This window comes from Sorangium sp. So ce887 (assembly GCF_051521455.1).
GTDB lineage: Bacteria > Myxococcota_A > Polyangia > Polyangiales > Polyangiaceae > Sorangium.
Genome location: NZ_CP150354.1, coordinates 10511654 through 10528080, shown reverse-complemented (window position 1 = coordinate 10528080; position 16427 = coordinate 10511654). Strand labels below are relative to the sequence as shown.

The 16427-nt window shown below is 70.6% G+C and carries 14 protein-coding genes; 10 read left to right on the top strand and 4 right to left on the bottom strand.

Annotated elements, in window-relative coordinates; translation table 11 throughout:
* Nucleotides 1–184 precede the first annotated feature (184 nt).
* Complete coding sequence (locus WMF36_RS39370) at nt 185–658, top strand: hypothetical protein (RefSeq protein WP_437575970.1); 474 nt, start codon at nt 185–187, stop codon at nt 656–658.
* 34 nt (nt 659–692) lie between these two features.
* Here WMF36_RS39370 and WMF36_RS39365 read toward each other — a convergent pair whose 3' ends face one another.
* Both WMF36_RS39365 and WMF36_RS39360 read right to left on the bottom strand, forming a co-directional pair.
* The gene (locus WMF36_RS39365; protein ID WP_437575969.1) at nt 693–1061 is read right to left on the bottom strand and encodes a hypothetical protein; all 369 of its coding nucleotides are present in this window, start codon (nt 1059–1061) and stop codon (nt 693–695) included.
* Nucleotides 1062–1344: 283 nt separating this feature from the next.
* Complete coding sequence (locus tag WMF36_RS39360) at nt 1345–2085, bottom strand: hypothetical protein (protein ID WP_437575968.1); 741 nt, start codon at nt 2083–2085, stop codon at nt 1345–1347.
* Nucleotides 2086–2384: 299 nt separating this feature from the next.
* On the opposite strand from WMF36_RS39360, the gene WMF36_RS39355 reads away from it, so the two are divergent.
* From WMF36_RS39355 to WMF36_RS39340, 4 genes are all read left to right on the top strand, one after another.
* Nucleotides 2385–2663, top strand: coding sequence for a hypothetical protein (locus WMF36_RS39355; protein ID WP_437481677.1), 279 nt, complete (start codon nt 2385–2387; stop codon nt 2661–2663).
* Nucleotides 2664–2909: 246 nt separating this feature from the next.
* Nucleotides 2910–5282: a 3-hydroxyacyl-CoA dehydrogenase/enoyl-CoA hydratase family protein gene (locus WMF36_RS39350; RefSeq protein WP_437575967.1), complete on the top strand. Its 2373-nt coding sequence runs from the start codon at nt 2910–2912 to the stop codon at nt 5280–5282.
* A gap of 9 nt (nt 5283–5291) precedes the next feature.
* Nucleotides 5292–6473, top strand: coding sequence for a thiolase family protein (locus tag WMF36_RS39345; protein WP_437481675.1), 1182 nt, complete (start codon nt 5292–5294; stop codon nt 6471–6473).
* Between the two features lie 120 nt (nt 6474–6593).
* Nucleotides 6594–6851: a BolA/IbaG family iron-sulfur metabolism protein gene (locus tag WMF36_RS39340; RefSeq protein ID WP_437575966.1), complete on the top strand. Its 258-nt coding sequence runs from the start codon at nt 6594–6596 to the stop codon at nt 6849–6851.
* A gap of 170 nt (nt 6852–7021) precedes the next feature.
* On the opposite strand, the gene WMF36_RS39335 is transcribed toward WMF36_RS39340, so the two are convergent.
* Entirely contained in the window at nt 7022–7798 is a 777-nt protein-coding gene (locus WMF36_RS39335; RefSeq protein WP_437575965.1) for a DUF4215 domain-containing protein, read from the bottom strand.
* A 404-nt stretch (nt 7799–8202) separates the two neighbouring features.
* Here WMF36_RS39335 and WMF36_RS39330 point away from each other — a divergent pair, with 404 nt between their 5' ends.
* The 5 genes from WMF36_RS39330 (at nt 8203) to WMF36_RS39310 (ending at nt 15632) form a co-directional block, all read left to right on the top strand.
* Complete coding sequence (locus tag WMF36_RS39330; protein WP_437575964.1) at nt 8203–10272, top strand: OmpA family protein; 2070 nt, start codon at nt 8203–8205, stop codon at nt 10270–10272.
* Nucleotides 10273–10461: 189 nt separating this feature from the next.
* Nucleotides 10462–10968, top strand: coding sequence for a hypothetical protein (locus WMF36_RS39325; protein WP_437575963.1), 507 nt, complete (start codon nt 10462–10464; stop codon nt 10966–10968).
* A 78-nt stretch (nt 10969–11046) separates the two neighbouring features.
* Nucleotides 11047–12852, top strand: a complete 1806-nt coding sequence (locus WMF36_RS39320) for an acyl-CoA mutase large subunit family protein (RefSeq protein ID WP_437575962.1) — start codon at nt 11047–11049, stop codon at nt 12850–12852.
* Between the two features lie 287 nt (nt 12853–13139).
* Complete coding sequence (locus tag WMF36_RS39315) at nt 13140–14861, top strand: ABC transporter substrate-binding protein (RefSeq protein ID WP_437575961.1); 1722 nt, start codon at nt 13140–13142, stop codon at nt 14859–14861.
* Nucleotides 14862–14981: 120 nt separating this feature from the next.
* Nucleotides 14982–15632, top strand: a complete 651-nt coding sequence (locus WMF36_RS39310) for a hypothetical protein (protein ID WP_437575960.1) — start codon at nt 14982–14984, stop codon at nt 15630–15632.
* 15 nt (nt 15633–15647) lie between these two features.
* Here WMF36_RS39310 and WMF36_RS39305 read toward each other — a convergent pair whose 3' ends face one another.
* Complete coding sequence (locus tag WMF36_RS39305) at nt 15648–16304, bottom strand: PE-PGRS family protein (RefSeq protein WP_437575959.1); 657 nt, start codon at nt 16302–16304, stop codon at nt 15648–15650.
* Nucleotides 16305–16427 lie beyond the last annotated feature (123 nt).

Sequence of the window (16427 nt, the reverse complement as noted above, 5' to 3'; positions counted from 1 at the left end):
TTCTTTGTTTTTGTTTCCGTTCGGTGCACGCACTCGTCAAGAATCCGCGGCGTATCCGCTCCGGGCCGACGCCCTCTTCTTGCCGTGCCTCCGATGGCGATGTAACGGTCTGCCTGTCTCGCCCGCCGTCCCGTTGTGCCTCGCAGGCAGGTGGGCCCGTCACCGGAAACAGGGGACGCGATCCATGAGCAAAGATCCTCACGCGAAGCGGTTCGAGATCCAGCGGCTCGTCGAGCGGTCGCTCGATCTGGCAAGGCATGCACTTCTGCGGCAGGGATCGTTCCTTCCCGGATTCATCGCTGTCCAGCCCAACGGGATGTACGATATCGGGATTGCGGCGCAGGGCGGCACCGACGGATCGAACCTGCTCATCACCGCGCTACGGCAGAAGGCAGTAGCAGATCAGATCCGAGCGGCCGCCGTCTACCGGGACGTGCGGGTCCGGCCCCGCGGCGCTTTAGAGGACGTCGACGCGATTCAAGTCGTGGTCGAGCTCGCGTCGGGGGAATCGTACAACGTGTTCCAGCTGTACCGCCTCGACAAGGAGCAGCTCGTCTTCGAGAAGGACCGGGACGTGGAGCGCGTCCCCTCCGTCATCTTCGCGGAGGCGGCCCGCATCGCGGCAGCCGCCAGGCGATGGTGGGAGTTCTGGAAGTAGCCGCCGCGATCTCTCTCTCGCACGTCCCCGCCGCTCAGCCCGGGCACTCCGTGTCGCACTCCCCACCGCAATCGACGCCCCGCTCGCCGCCGTTCTTCACGCCGTTGGTGCACGTTGGCGCCGCGCAGGCGCCGGCCCAGCATACGCCGCTCGTGCAGTCCGCGCCGGTCGTGCAGCCGCCGTCCGGAGCGCAGCGCGGGCACGGCGCGCCGCAGTCGACGCCCGTCTCGGCGCCGTTCTTCACGCCGTCAGTGCACGTGGGCGCCCGGCAGATCCCGGCGTCGCACACGCCTTCGAGGCAGTCGTCCCCCGTCGCGCAATCGAATCCCATCGGGCACGGCTTGCACGGGCCCCCGCAGTTGTAATCGGTCTCCCCGCTGCCCGGATCGTGCCGATTGTTCACACAGTGGTTTCGCACGCACAGCGTGCCGTCGCACACCAGACCGTTCGGGCACGGCATCGTCGGATCGCTATCAATGCACTCGACACACTGCGCCTCATGGCAGCGCCCGGCCCCCGAGATGGGGCAGAGCACGCCGGTGAGCTGCGCATTGAGGTGTCGTTGGCTAGGTCGTTCGACCTCCCGACTATGCCGCGCCGGGCGCGCGTTCGTCACGCAAGTTTTCGCCAGCGCCGCCGCGGCACCGCGGGCGCGCCGTCACGGCGGGGCCGGCCGCGGGCCGCGATCAGAAGACGCCCGTCACCGCGATGCCCTCGGCCGACACCGTGAGCTCGGCTTGCCCGCGCGGAACCAGGGCGTAGGTGAGCGTGGCGCCCAGGGCAGCGCCCCCCGCGACGAACGCGGCGATGCCGACGGACCGGAAGGCGCGCATGTCGCCGTAGGCCGAGGCGGAGTCGCGGCACATCGGCCAGGTCACCCGGAAACATCCGCTCGGGCCCGCGGAGCGGGCCGCCGCGCGACCGGCCGCTTCCTTCTTCTCCGCGGCCATCATCATCACGCCCCCGAGCGCGGCGAGCGTCGCGGACAGCCCCACGCCGCCGACGATCACGTCCGGCCGCGGTCCGGGTCGGGGAGGCGAGGGGCTCGGCCGCGGCCCGCCAGGCTCGCGCGCAGCGCCAGGCTCGCGCGCAGCGCCAGGTCCGCCCGCGGCGCCAGGCCCGCCCGCGGCGCCGGGCTCCTCGGACGGCGCGGCGAACGTGAGCGTCACCTCCCGCGTCCCGCCGCGCGGGACGTCGATCTCCGCCACCGCCGTCCTGCAGACGGCCACCTGGGAGCGCTCGACCTTCCACACCGCCATCCACAGGTCGCGCGCGTCGGCGAGCCGCCCCTCGTCGACCGCGGCGTGCGCCTGCGCCATGAGACGGGCGCTCGTCCCGGAAGGACGCTCGGCCGCCGCCACCGCCGCGAGCGTGAAGAGCGCAAACCCCAGCCCGAGCGGAATGCCAAGACGAACACGGCTGTGCACAGGTGTGGACCTCCTCGCCCGGACCTCGGGCTCAGGCGCGCGCCAAGGCCGGCTCGAACGGCGTGCCGGCAGGCCTCGATGACTCGATGAACAGACCGAGCGCGCCCGCGAAAGCAACGGCGGCGCGGAGAGGCGCTCCGCGCCGGCCTGGTACGCACAGCATCCGAAGGATGTCAAGCCGCGCACGCCGGCGCGGCAGCCGCCCCCGCGCAGCCCGCCGGCGCCCGCGCCGCGCGACGCATGATAGCGTGAGCCGCGCCAGCACGATCCGTGCGGCCACCCCCGTCCCCGAGGAGATCATGAAGCGAGAAAAGCGACTGACCAAGCGCGAGCGGAAGGCGCTCGCGCCGGCGCGCCCGGCGGCGCAGCAGCACGAGCATCAACACATCCACTGCGTCGCCTGCGGCAAACACCTCGATGCGGTGGAGTTCGGGGTGCAAGGGACAGCGACATGGATCCAGTGCCTGCACCGGTCGCGCTTCGCCTCCTGCACCCAGTGCGTCGAGATCTCGAAGCGCCTCCTGGCCGAGCACGACCGCACAGGACAACCGGTGCAGTCCGCCCAGGCCTGGCACTGAGAGCGGAATCACAGCGCTCCAGCCCGTCTGGCATCGCCAGAGGCAACGCCAGAGGCAACGCCAGAGGCAACGCCAGAGGCAACGCCAGAGGTCGCTCGCACTACAGCGCACCACAGACGGACGGTCTGGACAATCGTCAGCACACATCCTCTCCCGCTCACCCCGGCGGCCGTCCTCCCCGGATACGCTTGCGCTCGGCGCCCTTTGCGCCAATGGTTTGCGCCCCATTCATCTCGGAGGATCTGCATGACGAAACCAATCCGCCGCGCGGGCGTCATCGGCGCGGGCGTCATGGGCAGCGGCATCGCCGCCCACTTCGCGAACGCCGGCATCGAGGTCCTGCTCCTCGATATCGTGCCCCCGAACCTCAGCGACGCCGAACGGAAGGACCCGGCCGCCAGGAGCCGGTTCGCGGCAGGCGGGCTCGAGAAGGCCCTCAAGGCCAAGCCCGCCGCCTTCTTCCACCCGTCCCACGCCCGCCTCGTGCGCACCGGCAACACGGAAGATCACTTCGCCGAGCTCGCCCAATGCGACCTCGTTATCGAGGCGATCATCGAGAAGATGGAGCCGAAGCGCGCCCTCTTCGCCCGCCTGGAACAGGTCATGCGGCCGGACGCGATCGCGGCGTCGAACACCTCCGGGCTGCGCATCGAGGAGATGATGCAGGGGCGCTCCGCGGACTTCCGCAAGCGATTCCTCGTCATGCACTTCTTCAACCCGGTCCGGTACATGAAGCTCCTCGAGCTCGTCACCGGACCCGACACCGACCCGGCCGTCGTCGCCCGCGTGCGGAAGCTCGGCGAGGACGTGCTCGGCAAGGGCATCGTCTTCGGCAAGGACACCCCGAACTTCGTCGGCAATCGCATCGGCACCCACGCGATGCTCACCGCCATCCACCTCATGATCGAGGAGGGCCTCGCCCCCGAAGACGTCGACGCCATCACCGGCGTCGCCATGGCGCACCCGAAGAGCGCGAGCTTCAGGACAGGCGATATCGTCGGGCTCGACACCTTCGCCCACGTCGCCGAGAACTGTTACACGGCGCTCGAGCGCGACGAGGACCGCGAGGTCTTCAAGGTGCCCGCCTACATCCGCAGCATGATCGAGGCGAAGCTCCTCGGCGACAAGACCAAGGGCGGCTTCTACCGCAAGACCAAGGAAGGGCTCGAGACGCTCGACCCCGCGAAGCTCCAGTACCGCCCCCACGGCGGCGACGAGGCGATCAAGAAGGCCACGCGGTCGTGCGAGAAGATCGAGGACCCCGCCGCGCGCGTGAAGAAGCTCGCCAGCGACCCCGGCAAGGCAGGGCAGTTCGCGTGGAAGGTGCTCTCCCGCTCGCTCGCGTACACGGCGCGGCGCGTGGGCGAGATCGCCGACAGCATCGTGTCCATCGATGACGCCATGCGCTGGGGGTACAACTGGGAGCTCGGGCCGTTCCAGACCTGGGACGCGCTCGGCTTCGCCGAGACCGTCGAGCGCATGCAGAAGGACGGCATCAAGCTGCCCGAGTCGATCGTCCGCATGAAGCAGAGCGGCGCGACCTCGTTCTACCGCGCCGACGGGGCGGTGTTCGATCTGCTCAAGGGCGAGTACGTCGCCCGGCCGATCGATCCGCGGAACGTCACGCTCGCCGGCGCGCGCCGCGGCGTGAAGGCCGTGCTCGCCAACGACGGCGCCGAGGCGTGGGACCTCGGCGACGGGGTGCTCGGCGTCACCTTCAAGACCAAGGCGAACAGCCTCGATCCGGACTCGATCGGGATGCTCTCGCTCGCCGCCGAGAAGGCCGAGCAGGACTTCCGCGCGCTCGTCGTCTTCAACCAGGGCGAGCACTTCTGCGTCGGCGCCAACCTGTTCCTCGTGGCGATGGCCGCGGGCAACCAGGACTGGGACGCGATCCGCAAGATGGTGAAGGCGTACCAGGACGCGACGCAGCGGCTGAAGTACGCGAGCGTCCCGGTCGTGGCCGCGCCCTACGGGATGACCCTGGGTGGCGGGCTCGAGCTCTGCTTCGCCTGCGACGCGGTGCAGGCCGCGGCCGAGACGTACGCGGGGCTCGTGGAGGTCGGCGTCGGGCTGATCCCGGGCGGCGCAGGGACGCTCAACATGCTCTGGCGCGCGTTCGAGGGGATCCCGGAGGGCGTGCCGGTGAACTCGTACGACCTCGTGACGCAGGTCTTCAAGAACATCGCCCTCGCCAGGGTCGCGACCAGCGCGGACGAGGCAAAGGCGCTCGGCTTCTTCCGCAAGACGGACGGCGTCTCGTTCGACCGGGCGCGCCAGCTCCACGAGGTGAAGGCGCGCGCCGTCGGGATCGCCGAGGCCGGGTACCACGCGCCCGTGCCGCGCGCCTACAAGCTCCCGGGCGAGAGCGGGATCGCGACGCTGCAGATGATGATCGACACGCTCGTCGCCGGCGGCCACGCCAGCGAGCACGACGCGAAGATCGCGCGCAAGCTCGCCGAGGTGCTCTGCGGCGGCGCGGGCGGCGCGGCGCGCGAGGTGACCGAGGACGAGATCCTCGAGCTCGAGCGCGAGGCGTTCGTCAGCCTGTGCGGTGAGCCCAAGAGCGCTGAGCGGATGCAGTACATGCTGATGAACAACAAGCCCCTCCGGAACTAGGTGAACGCCATGGTCGACGTCGTAATTGCAGAGGCCGTCCGCTCGGCCGTTGGCCGGGCCCACAAAGGGTCGCTCGCGCAGAAGCGCCCCGACGAGCTCGCCGGCGAGGTCGTCGCCGCGCTGCTGAAGCGCGTCCCCCAGGTGAAGCCGGAGGACATCGAGGACCTCGTCCTCGGCTGCGCCATGCCGGAAGGCGAGCAGGGGCTCAACGTCGCGCGCGTCGTCTCGCTCCTCGGCGGGATGTCGCAGGACGCCTCCGCGATCACCATCAACCGCTTCTGCTCGAGCGGGCTCCAGGCGATCGCGAACGCGGCGGGCAGCATCGCGATGGGGTCGCTCGACATCGCCGTCGCCGGCGGCGTCGAGTCGATGACGATGGTCCCGATGACCGGCAACAAGCTGAGCGCGTCGCCGGAGGCGATGGAGCGCTGTCCGACGGTGTACACGCCGATGGGCATCACCGCGGAGAACGTGGCGAACAAGTTCCAGGTGAGCCGCGCCGACCAGGACGCGTTCGCGCTGAAGAGCCACCAGAAGGCGGCGGCGGCGCGCGCGGCCGGGCGCTTCGAGGACGAGATCGTCACCGTGAAGGGCGTGCGCTACGAGAGCGGCCAGCGCGTGACCTTCGACTTCCGCACCGACGAGCTGATCCGCAAGGAGACCACGGTGGAGGCGCTCGCGGGGCTGAAGCCGGCCTTCGCGGCGAAGGGGAGCGTCACCCCGGGCAACAGCTCGCCGCTGTCGGACGGCGCCGCCGCCGCGCTCGTGATGAGCAAGGCGAAGGCGGACGCGCTCGGCGTGAAGCCGCTCGGGTACTTCCGGGCGTTCGTGACCGTGGGCGTCGACCCCGCCATCATGGGGATCGGCCCGGTGCCCGCGGTGCGGAAGCTGCTCGCCAGGACGGGGCTGAAGATGGCCGACATCGACCTGTTCGAGGTCAATGAGGCGTTCGCGTCGCAGGCCGTCTACGTGCAGCGGACGCTCGAGATCCCCGAGGAGAAGCTCAACGTGAACGGCGGCGCGATCGCGCTCGGCCACCCGCTCGGGTGCACCGGCGCGAAGCTCACCGCGACCGCCCTCCACGAGCTCCGCCGGCGCGGCGGCCGGTACGCCATCGTCACGATGTGCATCGGCGGCGGCATGGGCGCGGCCGGCCTGATCGAGCTGGCCAGGGCGACCGCGAGCGCCTGATCCCGGCGCGCTGACCCCGCCCCGCGCGTCCCGTCCACGGCCCGCCCCGCGCGTCCCCTCCACGACCCGAGCGCCGCGCTCCGGCTTTCCTGCGGCGGGGCGATGGCCTATACATCGCCCATGCCGAGCCACCTGACGACGTTTGAAGGGTCGATCCCCGAAGCCCTGAAGCGAGCCATCGAAGCGAAGATCGAGGGCTCCACCGCCGAGGTGACCGGCGGCGGAGGGCACTTCAACCTCGTCGTGACCGCCCCGGTGTTCGCCGGCAAGAGCATGCTGGAGAGCCAGCGGCTGGTCTACGGCGCGATCTCCCACCTCATGGCCGGCGACCAGGCCCCGGTCCACGCGATCGACAGCCTGAAAACACGAACTCCCTGAGCGGGGCCCACCCGCTTCGGATACGGGCCCACCTCGACGTTTTCGGTGCTCGGCGTACTGGTGTACGCCTGCGCGCCGAAAACGCCGATCTGGGCCCGTCTCCTGTGCGGGTGAACCCCGCTCGGCCAGCGTGGATCAGCGGCGGGCGGGGGGCTGGCGGGGGTCGCGGGCTAGCGCCGCTCCTCCTCGCAGGTGCTGCTGCAGCCGTCGCCGCTCACCGTGTTGCCGTCGTCGCACTCCTCCCGCACGGTCTGGATGGCGTCGCCGCACACGGAGACGCAGGCGCTGGGCTCGCCGCTGCAGCTGTAACCGTACGTGACCTCGCAATCCGGGCTGCAGCCGTCCGCCGCGGTCGTGTTGCCGTCGTCGCACGCTTCGTTGCCGATGAGCAGGCCGTCACCGCAGGCCGGGCCGCAAGCGCTCGGCTCGCCGGCACACTCGTAGCCCGCCTCGAGCACGCAGACCGCGCTGCAGCCGTCCTCGCTCATGACGTCGCCGTCGTCGCAGATCTCGGCGCCGCGCAGGAGGCCGTCGCCGCACATCGTCGAACAGATGCTCGGAGCGCCGGAGCAGATGTAACCGGGCTCGAGGGCGCAGTCCTCGCCGCAGCCGTCCTCCGCCGCGGAGTTGCCGTCGTCGCAGCCCTCGGCGCCGGCCACCGCGCCGTCGCCGCACACACCGCCGCCCGCGCCGCCGTCACCACCGCCGCCACCGCCGCCACCGCCGCCACCGCCGCCACCGCCGCCTGCGCTCGTGGTCCCGCCGGTGCCCGCCGCCGTCGTGCTCGACACGGAACCCGACCCGCCGGCGTCCAACCCGGCTCCGCCTGCGCCCGACCCGGCCCCGCCGGCCCCACCGCTGCTGTCGTTCGGGGCTTCCTCCCCGCACGAAAGGAGCGCCACGGCCGCGAGCGCCGCGACCGACCCAGTCCACCTCGTTAGCAGCATCCGTCCCTCCAGCAGCGAGGTCCGCGAGCGACGGTGGCCTCCCCCCGACTCCGCACCGAGCACCTGTCGCCGCAACCTCTCACCGAATACCCGTCTGCGATCGCCAGGACAATTCTAGCGCTACTGACGCGCTCGGCTCGCGCCGCGCAGGGATCGCGCGGGCGAGGGCGGGCGTTCCCCGGCAAATCGCAGGCGCTCCGGCGACGGGGGCGACGCTCGGCGCCCGTCGCCGGAGCGCCGAGGGCGGGGGCGCCCCCGCGCCGGAGGGGCCCCGCGCCCGCCAGCGGCCGATGCCCGCATCGCCGTCTGTTTGACACCGGAATTCGCGCGGTGGTACGTGGCGCCGAGCGCCAGCTCCAGGTGCGCTTGCCCCACCGCGACCTCACCAACCCGAGGACCCTGCCATGACGCCTCGCTCTCCGTTGCTCCCCGCCGAACCGCGCCCGGGCGCCCCCGACACGCCCGACGATCGGCGCGCGCTGCCCGCCCGCGGTCGGCCCGACCGGGACCGCCGCCCGGGCGCCGCGCTGCTCTCCCTCGCCCTCGGCGCCGCGATGACCGCCGCCGGCGCGGGCGACGCCGCGGCCCAGACGCGCGCGGGCGGCACCAACGGCGACGGCATGGACCTGCACCTGTTCCGGCCGGCGGTCGACTCCAAAGGGCTCTTCTCGGTCAACGGAGCCGACGTCCTCGGCGCCAACGATATCAGCCTGGGGCTCGTGCTCGATTACGGGCACAACATCCTGCCGATCACCGACAACGGCACAGAAACGAAGGTGATGCTCAATCACGCGTTTCAGGGCACGTTCCAGTTCAATTACGGCATCGGCAACCTCCTGGTCGTCGGGCTCTCCGCCCCGGTGGTGCTCAACGCGGCCGACCCGATCGACGACATCGGCCCGGGCCCCGGCCAGAACTACGACGACGACTCGCTCGACGCCCAGTCGCTCGGCAACCTGGCGGTCCACGCGAAGGTGCGCCTGCTCCGCCCCGATCAGGACGTGATCGGGCTCGCGCTGATCGCCCAGATCGGCGTCGGCGTCGGCGGGACCGAGGACTTCGCCTCGGATCCGGGGTTCTTCTTCTGGCCGCAGCTCGTGCTGGAGAAGCGGTTCGGCGTGACCAACCCGTTCCGGATCGCGGCGAACGTCGGCTACCGCGGCCATACAGGGGAGAACCCCGCGTTCGGCCTGCGCTCGGACAACACGACCTTCCAGCTGAAGCACGGGGACCTCGAGTACTCGGACCTGCTCACCGGCGGGTTCGGGATGAGCTACCGCGTCCTCACGCCGCTCGACCTCGTGGCCGAGACCTACCTGACCCAGCAGGTCGGCGGCGGCGAGAGCAGCAAGCAGAAGCTGTCGGCCGAGGCGGTCGGGGGCATCAAGCTCTTCATCGAGCGGAACAGCTTCCTCATGCTCGGCGCCGGGGTCGGGTACACGCCCGGCTTCCAGGCCGCGGAGCAGCGCGCGACCATCGGGTTCGTCTTCGAGCCGTCCATCGGCGACCGCGACGGCGACGGCATCAAGGACGATCAGGACGACTGCCCCGACGAGCCGGAGGACTACGACGGCTTCCAGGACACAAAGGCCGACTCGCCCCCGGGGAAGTACGGTTGCCCGGATCCGGACAACGACGAGGACGGCATCCTCGACGTCGACGACCGCTGCCCGAACAACCCGGAGGACCGCGACGGCGACGAGGACGACGACGGCTGCCCGGAGGGGAGCGACGGCGATCGCGACGGCGACGGCATCCTCGACTCGCGCGACAAGTGCCCCGACGAGCCGGAGGACCGCGACGGCTTCCAGGACAAGGACGGCTGCCCCGACCCCGACAACGACAAGGACGGCATCCCGGACAAGTCCGACCAGTGCCCGAACGATCCGGAGGACAAGGACGACTTCGAGGACGAGGACGGCTGCCCCGACCCCGACAACGACAGGGACGGCATCCCGGACGTGGCCGACAAGTGCCCGAACGAGCCCGAGACGTTCAACGGCCTCGAGGACGAGGACGGGTGCCCGGACAAGGGCAGCGTCGTGATCGAGGAGAACAACATCGTCATCCTCGAGAAGATCCAGTTCGCGACCGGCAGCGCCGAGATCCTCCCGGAGTCGTTCGGCATCGTGCAGGCGGTCGCCGAGACGCTCAAGCACCACCCGGAGTTCTCGCTCATCGAGGTGCAGGGGCACGCCGACGAGCGCTCGGCCGACGCGTACAACCTCAAGCTGACCCAGGCCCGCGCGGACGCGGTCGCCGCGGCGCTCGTGCAGCGCGGCGTCAACAAGAACGCGGTGCGCTCGATGGGCTACGGCGAGTACTGCCCGCTCGATCCGGCCCACAACGCGCCGGCCTGGGAGAAGAACCGGCGCGTCGAGTTCAAGGTCGTGCGCACCGACAAGGGGCCGACCAACGTGGAGCTCGGCTGCGACACGGCCCGGGCCAAGGGCGTCGTCCCGCCGCCGCCCTGAGCGGAGCGCGGCCGCGCGCGGGGGGCGCGGTCATTGGCCCAGAGAGATTTCACATGAAGGCGGGAAGATCTGGAAATCATTCAGGTTTTCTTCCCGCCTCCCCGCCTTCATGTTCAAATGCCAGCACTACCTGCGCGCGGCACGCGGCCGATCTGGACAGGACAGGTCGGCCGGGGGGAGAGTGACCCCATGAACGCCCGCGCCATGCCCTCCGCCGCCGCGACGCTCGCGGCGGCGGCGCTCGCCGCCCTGGCGAGCGGTTGCATCAACACCGACGCCGCCGTGTTCGTCGATCCGTCCATCGCCGCGCCCGAGGCGACCGTCTCGTCGAGCGCGCTCGGGACCGGCCTTCAGGCGAGCTTCGCGCTGAAGCTCCACCTGGGCCCGCGGGCCAGCGGACCCAGCCGCGTCGCGGTGCGCACGTTCGAGATCGTGAGCGCCGATCAAACGACGGCGATCGTGGCGCCGCTCCCCGTCGAGACCGCAACGGCGCTGCCGGTCGAGGTCGCTCCGGACAGCGACGTCACCGTGGCGTTCACCGTGGATACGAGCGCCGGGGGCGCGACGCTCCCGGGCGACGCCGCGGCGGCGCTCTGCGCCGCGGAGGGGATCCGGATCACGGGCGCGATCGAGGACTCGCTGGAGGACGGGGCGACGCCGGTCGTCTCCGAGGTGTTCCACGCGCGCTGCCCGTGACGCGCCGCGCGCCGCCTGCGCCGGCGATCTCGGCGTTCACCGGCGCCATCACGCGCGCGCCGCGCTAAAATGCGGGCCATGGCGCACCGAGAGCCCACCCCCCCTCCGGAGACCGAAGCGGATCGCGCGCTCCGGTCACCGGGCCACGCCGACGAGAGCCGCGCCGACGCGCCCCGTACCACGAACGGCGGAGGCGGCGAGGGGCTCGGGCTCGACGAGGACGGGCTCGCGGCGCTCCGGCGCGCGGTGGCCGCGTGGCGCGAGGGCCCGGTCGCCGAGGCGTCGGCGCGCTTCCCGCCGCGCACCGAGAGCTTCACCACCTGGAGCGGCGTCGACGTGCCCGACCTCGCGACGCCGGCCGACGCGCCGGTCGACCACGCGGCCGACCTCGGGCTGCCCGGGGAGTACCCGTTCACGCGGGGCGTCCAGCCGACGATGTACCGCGGCAGGCTCTGGACGATGCGGATGTTCGCCGGCTTCGGCACGCCGGAGCAGACGAACGCGCGGTTCAAATACCTGCTCGCCGAGGGGCAGACGGGCCTGTCGACCGCCTTCGATTTCCCGACGCTCATGGGCTACGACTCCGACTCTCCGCGGTCGCTCGGCGAGGTGGGGATGTGCGGTGTCGCGGTCGACACGCTCCGCGACATGGAGGCGCTCTTCGACGGCATCCCGCTCGACCAGGTGACGACGTCGATGACCATCAACGGCCCCGCCGTCGTGCTGCTCGCGTTCTATATCGCGCTCGCCGACAAGCGCGGGATCCCGCGCAAGCGGATCGGCGGCACCGTGCAGAACGATTGCCTGAAGGAGTTCATCGCCCAGCACGCCTGGCTCGTCCCGCCGCGCCCGGCGATGCGCATCGTGACCGATATGATCGAGTTCTGCGCGCGCGAGGTGCCGCGGTGGAACTCGGTGTCGATCAGCGGATACCACATCCGGGAGGCCGGCTCGACCGCCGCCCAGGAGCTCGCGTTCACGCTCGCGGACGGGCTCGCCTACGTCGAGAGCTGCGTCGAGCGCGGCCTCGACGTCGACTCGTTCGCGCCGCGCCTGTCGTTCTTCTTCGATGTCCACAACGACTTCTTCGAGGAGATCGCGAAGCTCCGCGCCGCGCGCCGCATGTGGGCGCGGTTCCTCAAGGAGCGCTACGGGGCGAAGCGGGCCGAGAGCATGAAGCTGCGCACGCACGCGCAGACGGCCGGCGTCTCGCTGACCGCCCAGCAGCCCTACAACAACGTGGTCCGCGTCTCGCTCCAGGCGCTCGCCGCCGTGCTCGGCGGCACCCAGTCGCTCCACACGAACTCGCTCGACGAGACCTACGCGCTCCCGACCGAGGAGAGCGTGACCATCGCCCTCCGGACGCAGCAGATCATCGCCCACGAGAGCGGGGTCGCGAACACCATCGATCCGCTCGGGGGGAGCTACTACGTCGAGTGGCTCACCGACCGCCTGGAGCAGGAGGCGCTCGCGTACATCCAGCGGATCGACGAGATGGGCGGGATGGTGCCCGCCATCGAGAAGGGATATCCGCAGCGCGAGATCGCCGCCTCGGCCTACCGGTTCCAGCGAGAGCTGGAGTCGAACGAGCGGATCATGGTGGGCGTCAACCGCTATGCCGGCGCCGCCGAGAAGACGATCCCCCTCCTCCGCATCGACGAGGAGGTGCAGCGGGTGCAATGCCGGAACCTGGACCGGGTCAAGGCCCAGCGCGACAAGGACCAGGTGCGAAGCGCGCTGGCCGAGGTGCGAAGCAGCGCGCGCGGTCGCGATAACCTCATGCCCCCCATCATCGCGGCGGCCAGCGTGTACGCGACCGAGCAGGAGATCTGCGACGTGCTGCGCGACGTCATGGGAACGTACAGCGACCCGGCGGAATTCTGAGCTCCCTAGAGCGCTCGGAGCGCCACCGCCCCCGGCGTGCGCATCCGATCAGGTCGCGACCTCACGATGGCCCATGGAACCCCGCTCCTCGTCAGGTTGACACTTCTCTACCTTGGCCGGTAGAGTGCGCCGGCGTCAGGGTGCCGCAGTCGCGGCTCATCCGTGGCGCCGCCGAACGGTCTGCTGTTGTCGCTGCGCTGCGGCGCTGCGTGCTGTCGGTCGAGTGAGAGGATCGTCGCGGGCGACCGAGGTCGCCGCGAGGGAGCAAGCTTATGAAGAGTCGATCCATGTCGCGCCGCATTTTTGCCCTTTCGGCGCTCGTCCTATCCGTCGGCGCCACGGCGGCCTGCGACAACAAGGGTTCCGAGACCGCCGGCAAGGACTCGGCGGGGGCGACGTCGGCCACCCCGGGTGCCGGGGCCCAGGGCGGTGCGAAGGGCGGGGCGAAGTTCGTCACCATCTCCAGGGAGCAGCAGGCGTCCTGGGTGCGCAACTTCAACCCCCTGCTCGGCGAGGGGGCCACGCGCTTCCCCACCGTCGCGGGCATCTACGAGCCCATGATCGTGTACAACACGATGAAGGGCGAGTTCGTGCCGTGGCTCGCCACGAAGTACGAGTGGAGCGACGCGAACAAGAAGCTCACCTTCACGACCCGCACCGATGTCAAGTGGTCTGACGGACAACCCTTCTCGGCGAAGGACGTCGCCTTCACGTTCGGGCTCCTCAAGAAGTTCCCGGCGCTCGATCAGACGGGCGTGTGGAAGTTCGTCGAGTCGGTGGAGGCCAAGGACGCCACCTCCATCGAGTTCCTCTTCAAGGAGGCCTTCGTCCCCGGGCTCCACTACATCGGCCACCAGCCGATCGTGCCGGAGCACAAGTGGAAGGACGTCGCCGACCCGGTCACGTTCACGAACGAGAACCCCGTCGCGACGGGCCCCTTCACCGAGGTGAAGACGTTCCAGAACCAGATCTACGAGCTCGGCAAGAACCCGAACTACTGGCAGAAGGGCAAGCCGGCGGTCGAGGGGCTGCGCTTCCCGGCGTACCCGGGCAACGACCAGGCGAACCTGGCGCTCATCAACGGCGAGGTCGACTGGGCCGGCAACTTCGTCCCCGACATCGACAAGACCTACGTCTCCAAGGACCCGGAGAACAACCACTACTGGTTCCCGCTCGTCGGCGGCACCGTGACGCTCTACCCGAACGCCACGAAGAAGCCGTTCAACGACATCAAGCTGCGCAAGGCCATCAGCATGGCCATCGACCGGGCGCAGATCGCCAAGATCGCGGTCAACGGCTACACGGTCGGCGCGGACGGGACCGGGCTCGACGACGCCTACGGGCGCTGGCGCAACGAGAAGGCCGCCGCGGCCGGCGACTGGACGACCTTCGACGTGGCCAAGGCGAACGCGCTCCTCGACGAGGCCGGCTACGCCAAGGGCTCGGACGGGATCCGCGCGAAGGACGGCAAGCCGCTGAAGTTCGACATCAACGTCGTGACCGGCTGGTCCGACTGGGTGCGCGCGGTCCAGATCACCACGCAGAGCCTGAAGGCCGTCGGCATCGAGGCCACGCTGAAGACGTACGACTTCAGCGCGTTCTTCGAGGCGCTCCAGAAGGGCACGTTCGACATGTCGATGGGCTGGACCAACACCGAGCCCACGCCGTTCAACTACTACCGCGATCTCATGGCCCCGGAGTTCGTGAAGCCCGTCGGCGAGGTCACGAACCGCAACTGGCACCGCTTCTCCGCCAAGGAGGCCGAGCCGCTGTTCAAGAAGTTCGCGGCCGCGACGGATCCGGCGGAGCAGAAGAGCATCGTCGACGAGCTGCAGATGATCTACGCGCAGCAGGTGCCGGTGATCCCGCTGTTCAAGAACCCGTCCTGGGGCGAGTACAGCACGAAGCGCTTCGTCGGGTGGCCCAGCAAGGAGAACCCGTACGCCAAGCTGTCGCCGAACAACTCGCCGGACTACCTCCTCGTCCTGACCGAGATCAAGCCGAAGTGACGTTCGCTGTGCAGCGCGCCGGACACCCGGCGCGCTGCGCGCGTCTCCCGGCCTAGCTCTTCCCCTCCGTCTCAGCACAAACCTTGGCCGCAGCCGGCGCCGGTGCGAAGATCGCACCGCATGCCCCCCTCGGCCGTCCAGATCGCACGGTTTGCTGCGCTCCTCTCCGGAGCCGTCCTCGCCGCCTGCGGCGGCAACCAGCACGCAGGCGCCGCGGCGTTCTGGGAGGGCGATACCATCGATCCCGCCAAGCCGGCGGACCCTGAAGCCGCGAAGCTGAAGGCGTCGCGCCGGGCGCTCGGCGCGCCCGACGATTTCGACGGCACCCCCTCCACGCCGCAGGAGCGGGGTCCCTCGTCGTGGGTCGGCGTGCGGCACGACCTCGCGCTCGCGCGCGCCGCGTCGCGGACCGAGCGGTGCAGCTGCCTGGCCGTGGAGGTGGGGGGAGCGCGCGATCCCAGGTTCCAGTGGGCGGCGGGCGCCCCGGAGACCGCGACCGACAACACGCTCGCCGTCGCGCTGAGCGCGCGCGGGGTGCCCTGTCCGGGCGGCCCCGCCGACGAGGAGAGCCGGCGGCCCTCGATCTCGGCGGTCGATCAGGAGGGGAACGACATCATCATCGAGGTCGAGGAACTGCCGCCCGGGCGGCCGCTCGCGACCGGCGCCGTGATCCCGAGGCCCGCCTCGGGCGGGGCGGTTTACGTGAAGGGGCGGAGCGCGAAGCTCCCTTACGCGCGCGCCGCCGGCGGCGCGCGCTGCAAGGTGTACTGAGCCCGGCGGCGGAGCTCAGGTGCCGGGAGCGCCGGCGCAGATCCAGTCGTTGATCTTCTTGATGCTCGCCTCCGGCAGGCTCGGGTCCGGGGCCGGGGGCATGCGCTTGCCGTCCGCGCAGAGGTCGACGTTGCGCAGCTTGTTGATGAGGTAGCTCTCGCTCGGCTTGCCCGGCACGACGAGCACCCGGTCGGCGCAGGTCGTGCTGTCGCCGTCGACGAGCTTGCCATGGGACCCGTTCCCGCGGAGATCGAGGCCGCCGGCCGGCGGGCCGGCGTTGCCGTGGCACCCCGCGCAGGTCGTGGTCAGGATCGCCTGCACGTCGGCGAAGGTCGCGGTGTCCGCGCCGCACGCCGGATCGCCGGGGGTGGAGCCGCCCTCGCCGGTCGAGCCGCCCTCGCCGGTGGAGCCGCCTTCGCCCGTGGAGCCGCCCTCGTTGGAGCCGCCCTCGTTGGAGCCGCCCTCGTTGGAGCCGCCCTCGTTGGAGCCGCCCTCGCCCGTGGAGGCGCTGCTGGACGAGCTGGTCGCGCCGCCGCCCTCGCCCGTGGAGGCGCTGCTGCTGGTCGTGCTCGTGGTGCCGCCGTCCTCGCCGCCGTCATCGGAGCAGGCAGCCGCCGATAGCCCGACGGTCAGGCAGAGGGCCAGTTGAAGTGTAGTTTTGTGGAAAAGCATGGAAGACCTCATCAGTCACTGGATTCGCGCGACGCTCGCCGCGCCATGGACTCGCCAGTAGCCTAGAGGGACCTGTGGGTGTTCACAACGCATTTCGCGAGAAAGGCAGATGTCCACGCCTCG

What these genes read in the sequence shown, in the direction of transcription:
- WMF36_RS39370 (WP_437575970.1), top strand. Translation starts at nt 185, where the DNA reads ATGAGCAAAGATCCTCACGCGAAGCGGTTCGAGATCCAGCGGCTCGTC.
- WMF36_RS39310 (WP_437575960.1), top strand. Translation starts at nt 14,982, where the DNA reads ATGCCCCCCTCGGCCGTCCAGATCGCACGGTTTGCTGCGCTCCTCTCC.
- WMF36_RS39340 (WP_437575966.1), top strand. Translation starts at nt 6,594, where the DNA reads ATGCCGAGCCACCTGACGACGTTTGAAGGGTCGATCCCCGAAGCCCTG.
- WMF36_RS39315 (WP_437575961.1), top strand. Translation starts at nt 13,140, where the DNA reads ATGTCGCGCCGCATTTTTGCCCTTTCGGCGCTCGTCCTATCCGTCGGC.
- WMF36_RS39355 (WP_437481677.1), top strand. Translation starts at nt 2,385, where the DNA reads ATGAAGCGAGAAAAGCGACTGACCAAGCGCGAGCGGAAGGCGCTCGCG.
- WMF36_RS39305 (WP_437575959.1), bottom strand. Translation starts at nt 16,304, where the DNA reads ATGCTTTTCCACAAAACTACACTTCAACTGGCCCTCTGCCTGACCGTC.
- WMF36_RS39335 (WP_437575965.1), bottom strand. Translation starts at nt 7,798, where the DNA reads ATGCTGCTAACGAGGTGGACTGGGTCGGTCGCGGCGCTCGCGGCCGTG.
- WMF36_RS39350 (WP_437575967.1), top strand. Translation starts at nt 2,910, where the DNA reads ATGACGAAACCAATCCGCCGCGCGGGCGTCATCGGCGCGGGCGTCATG.
- WMF36_RS39320 (WP_437575962.1), top strand. Translation starts at nt 11,047, where the DNA reads ATGGCGCACCGAGAGCCCACCCCCCCTCCGGAGACCGAAGCGGATCGC.
- WMF36_RS39330 (WP_437575964.1), top strand. Translation starts at nt 8,203, where the DNA reads ATGACGCCTCGCTCTCCGTTGCTCCCCGCCGAACCGCGCCCGGGCGCC.
- WMF36_RS39325 (WP_437575963.1), top strand. Translation starts at nt 10,462, where the DNA reads ATGAACGCCCGCGCCATGCCCTCCGCCGCCGCGACGCTCGCGGCGGCG.
- WMF36_RS39345 (WP_437481675.1), top strand. Translation starts at nt 5,292, where the DNA reads ATGGTCGACGTCGTAATTGCAGAGGCCGTCCGCTCGGCCGTTGGCCGG.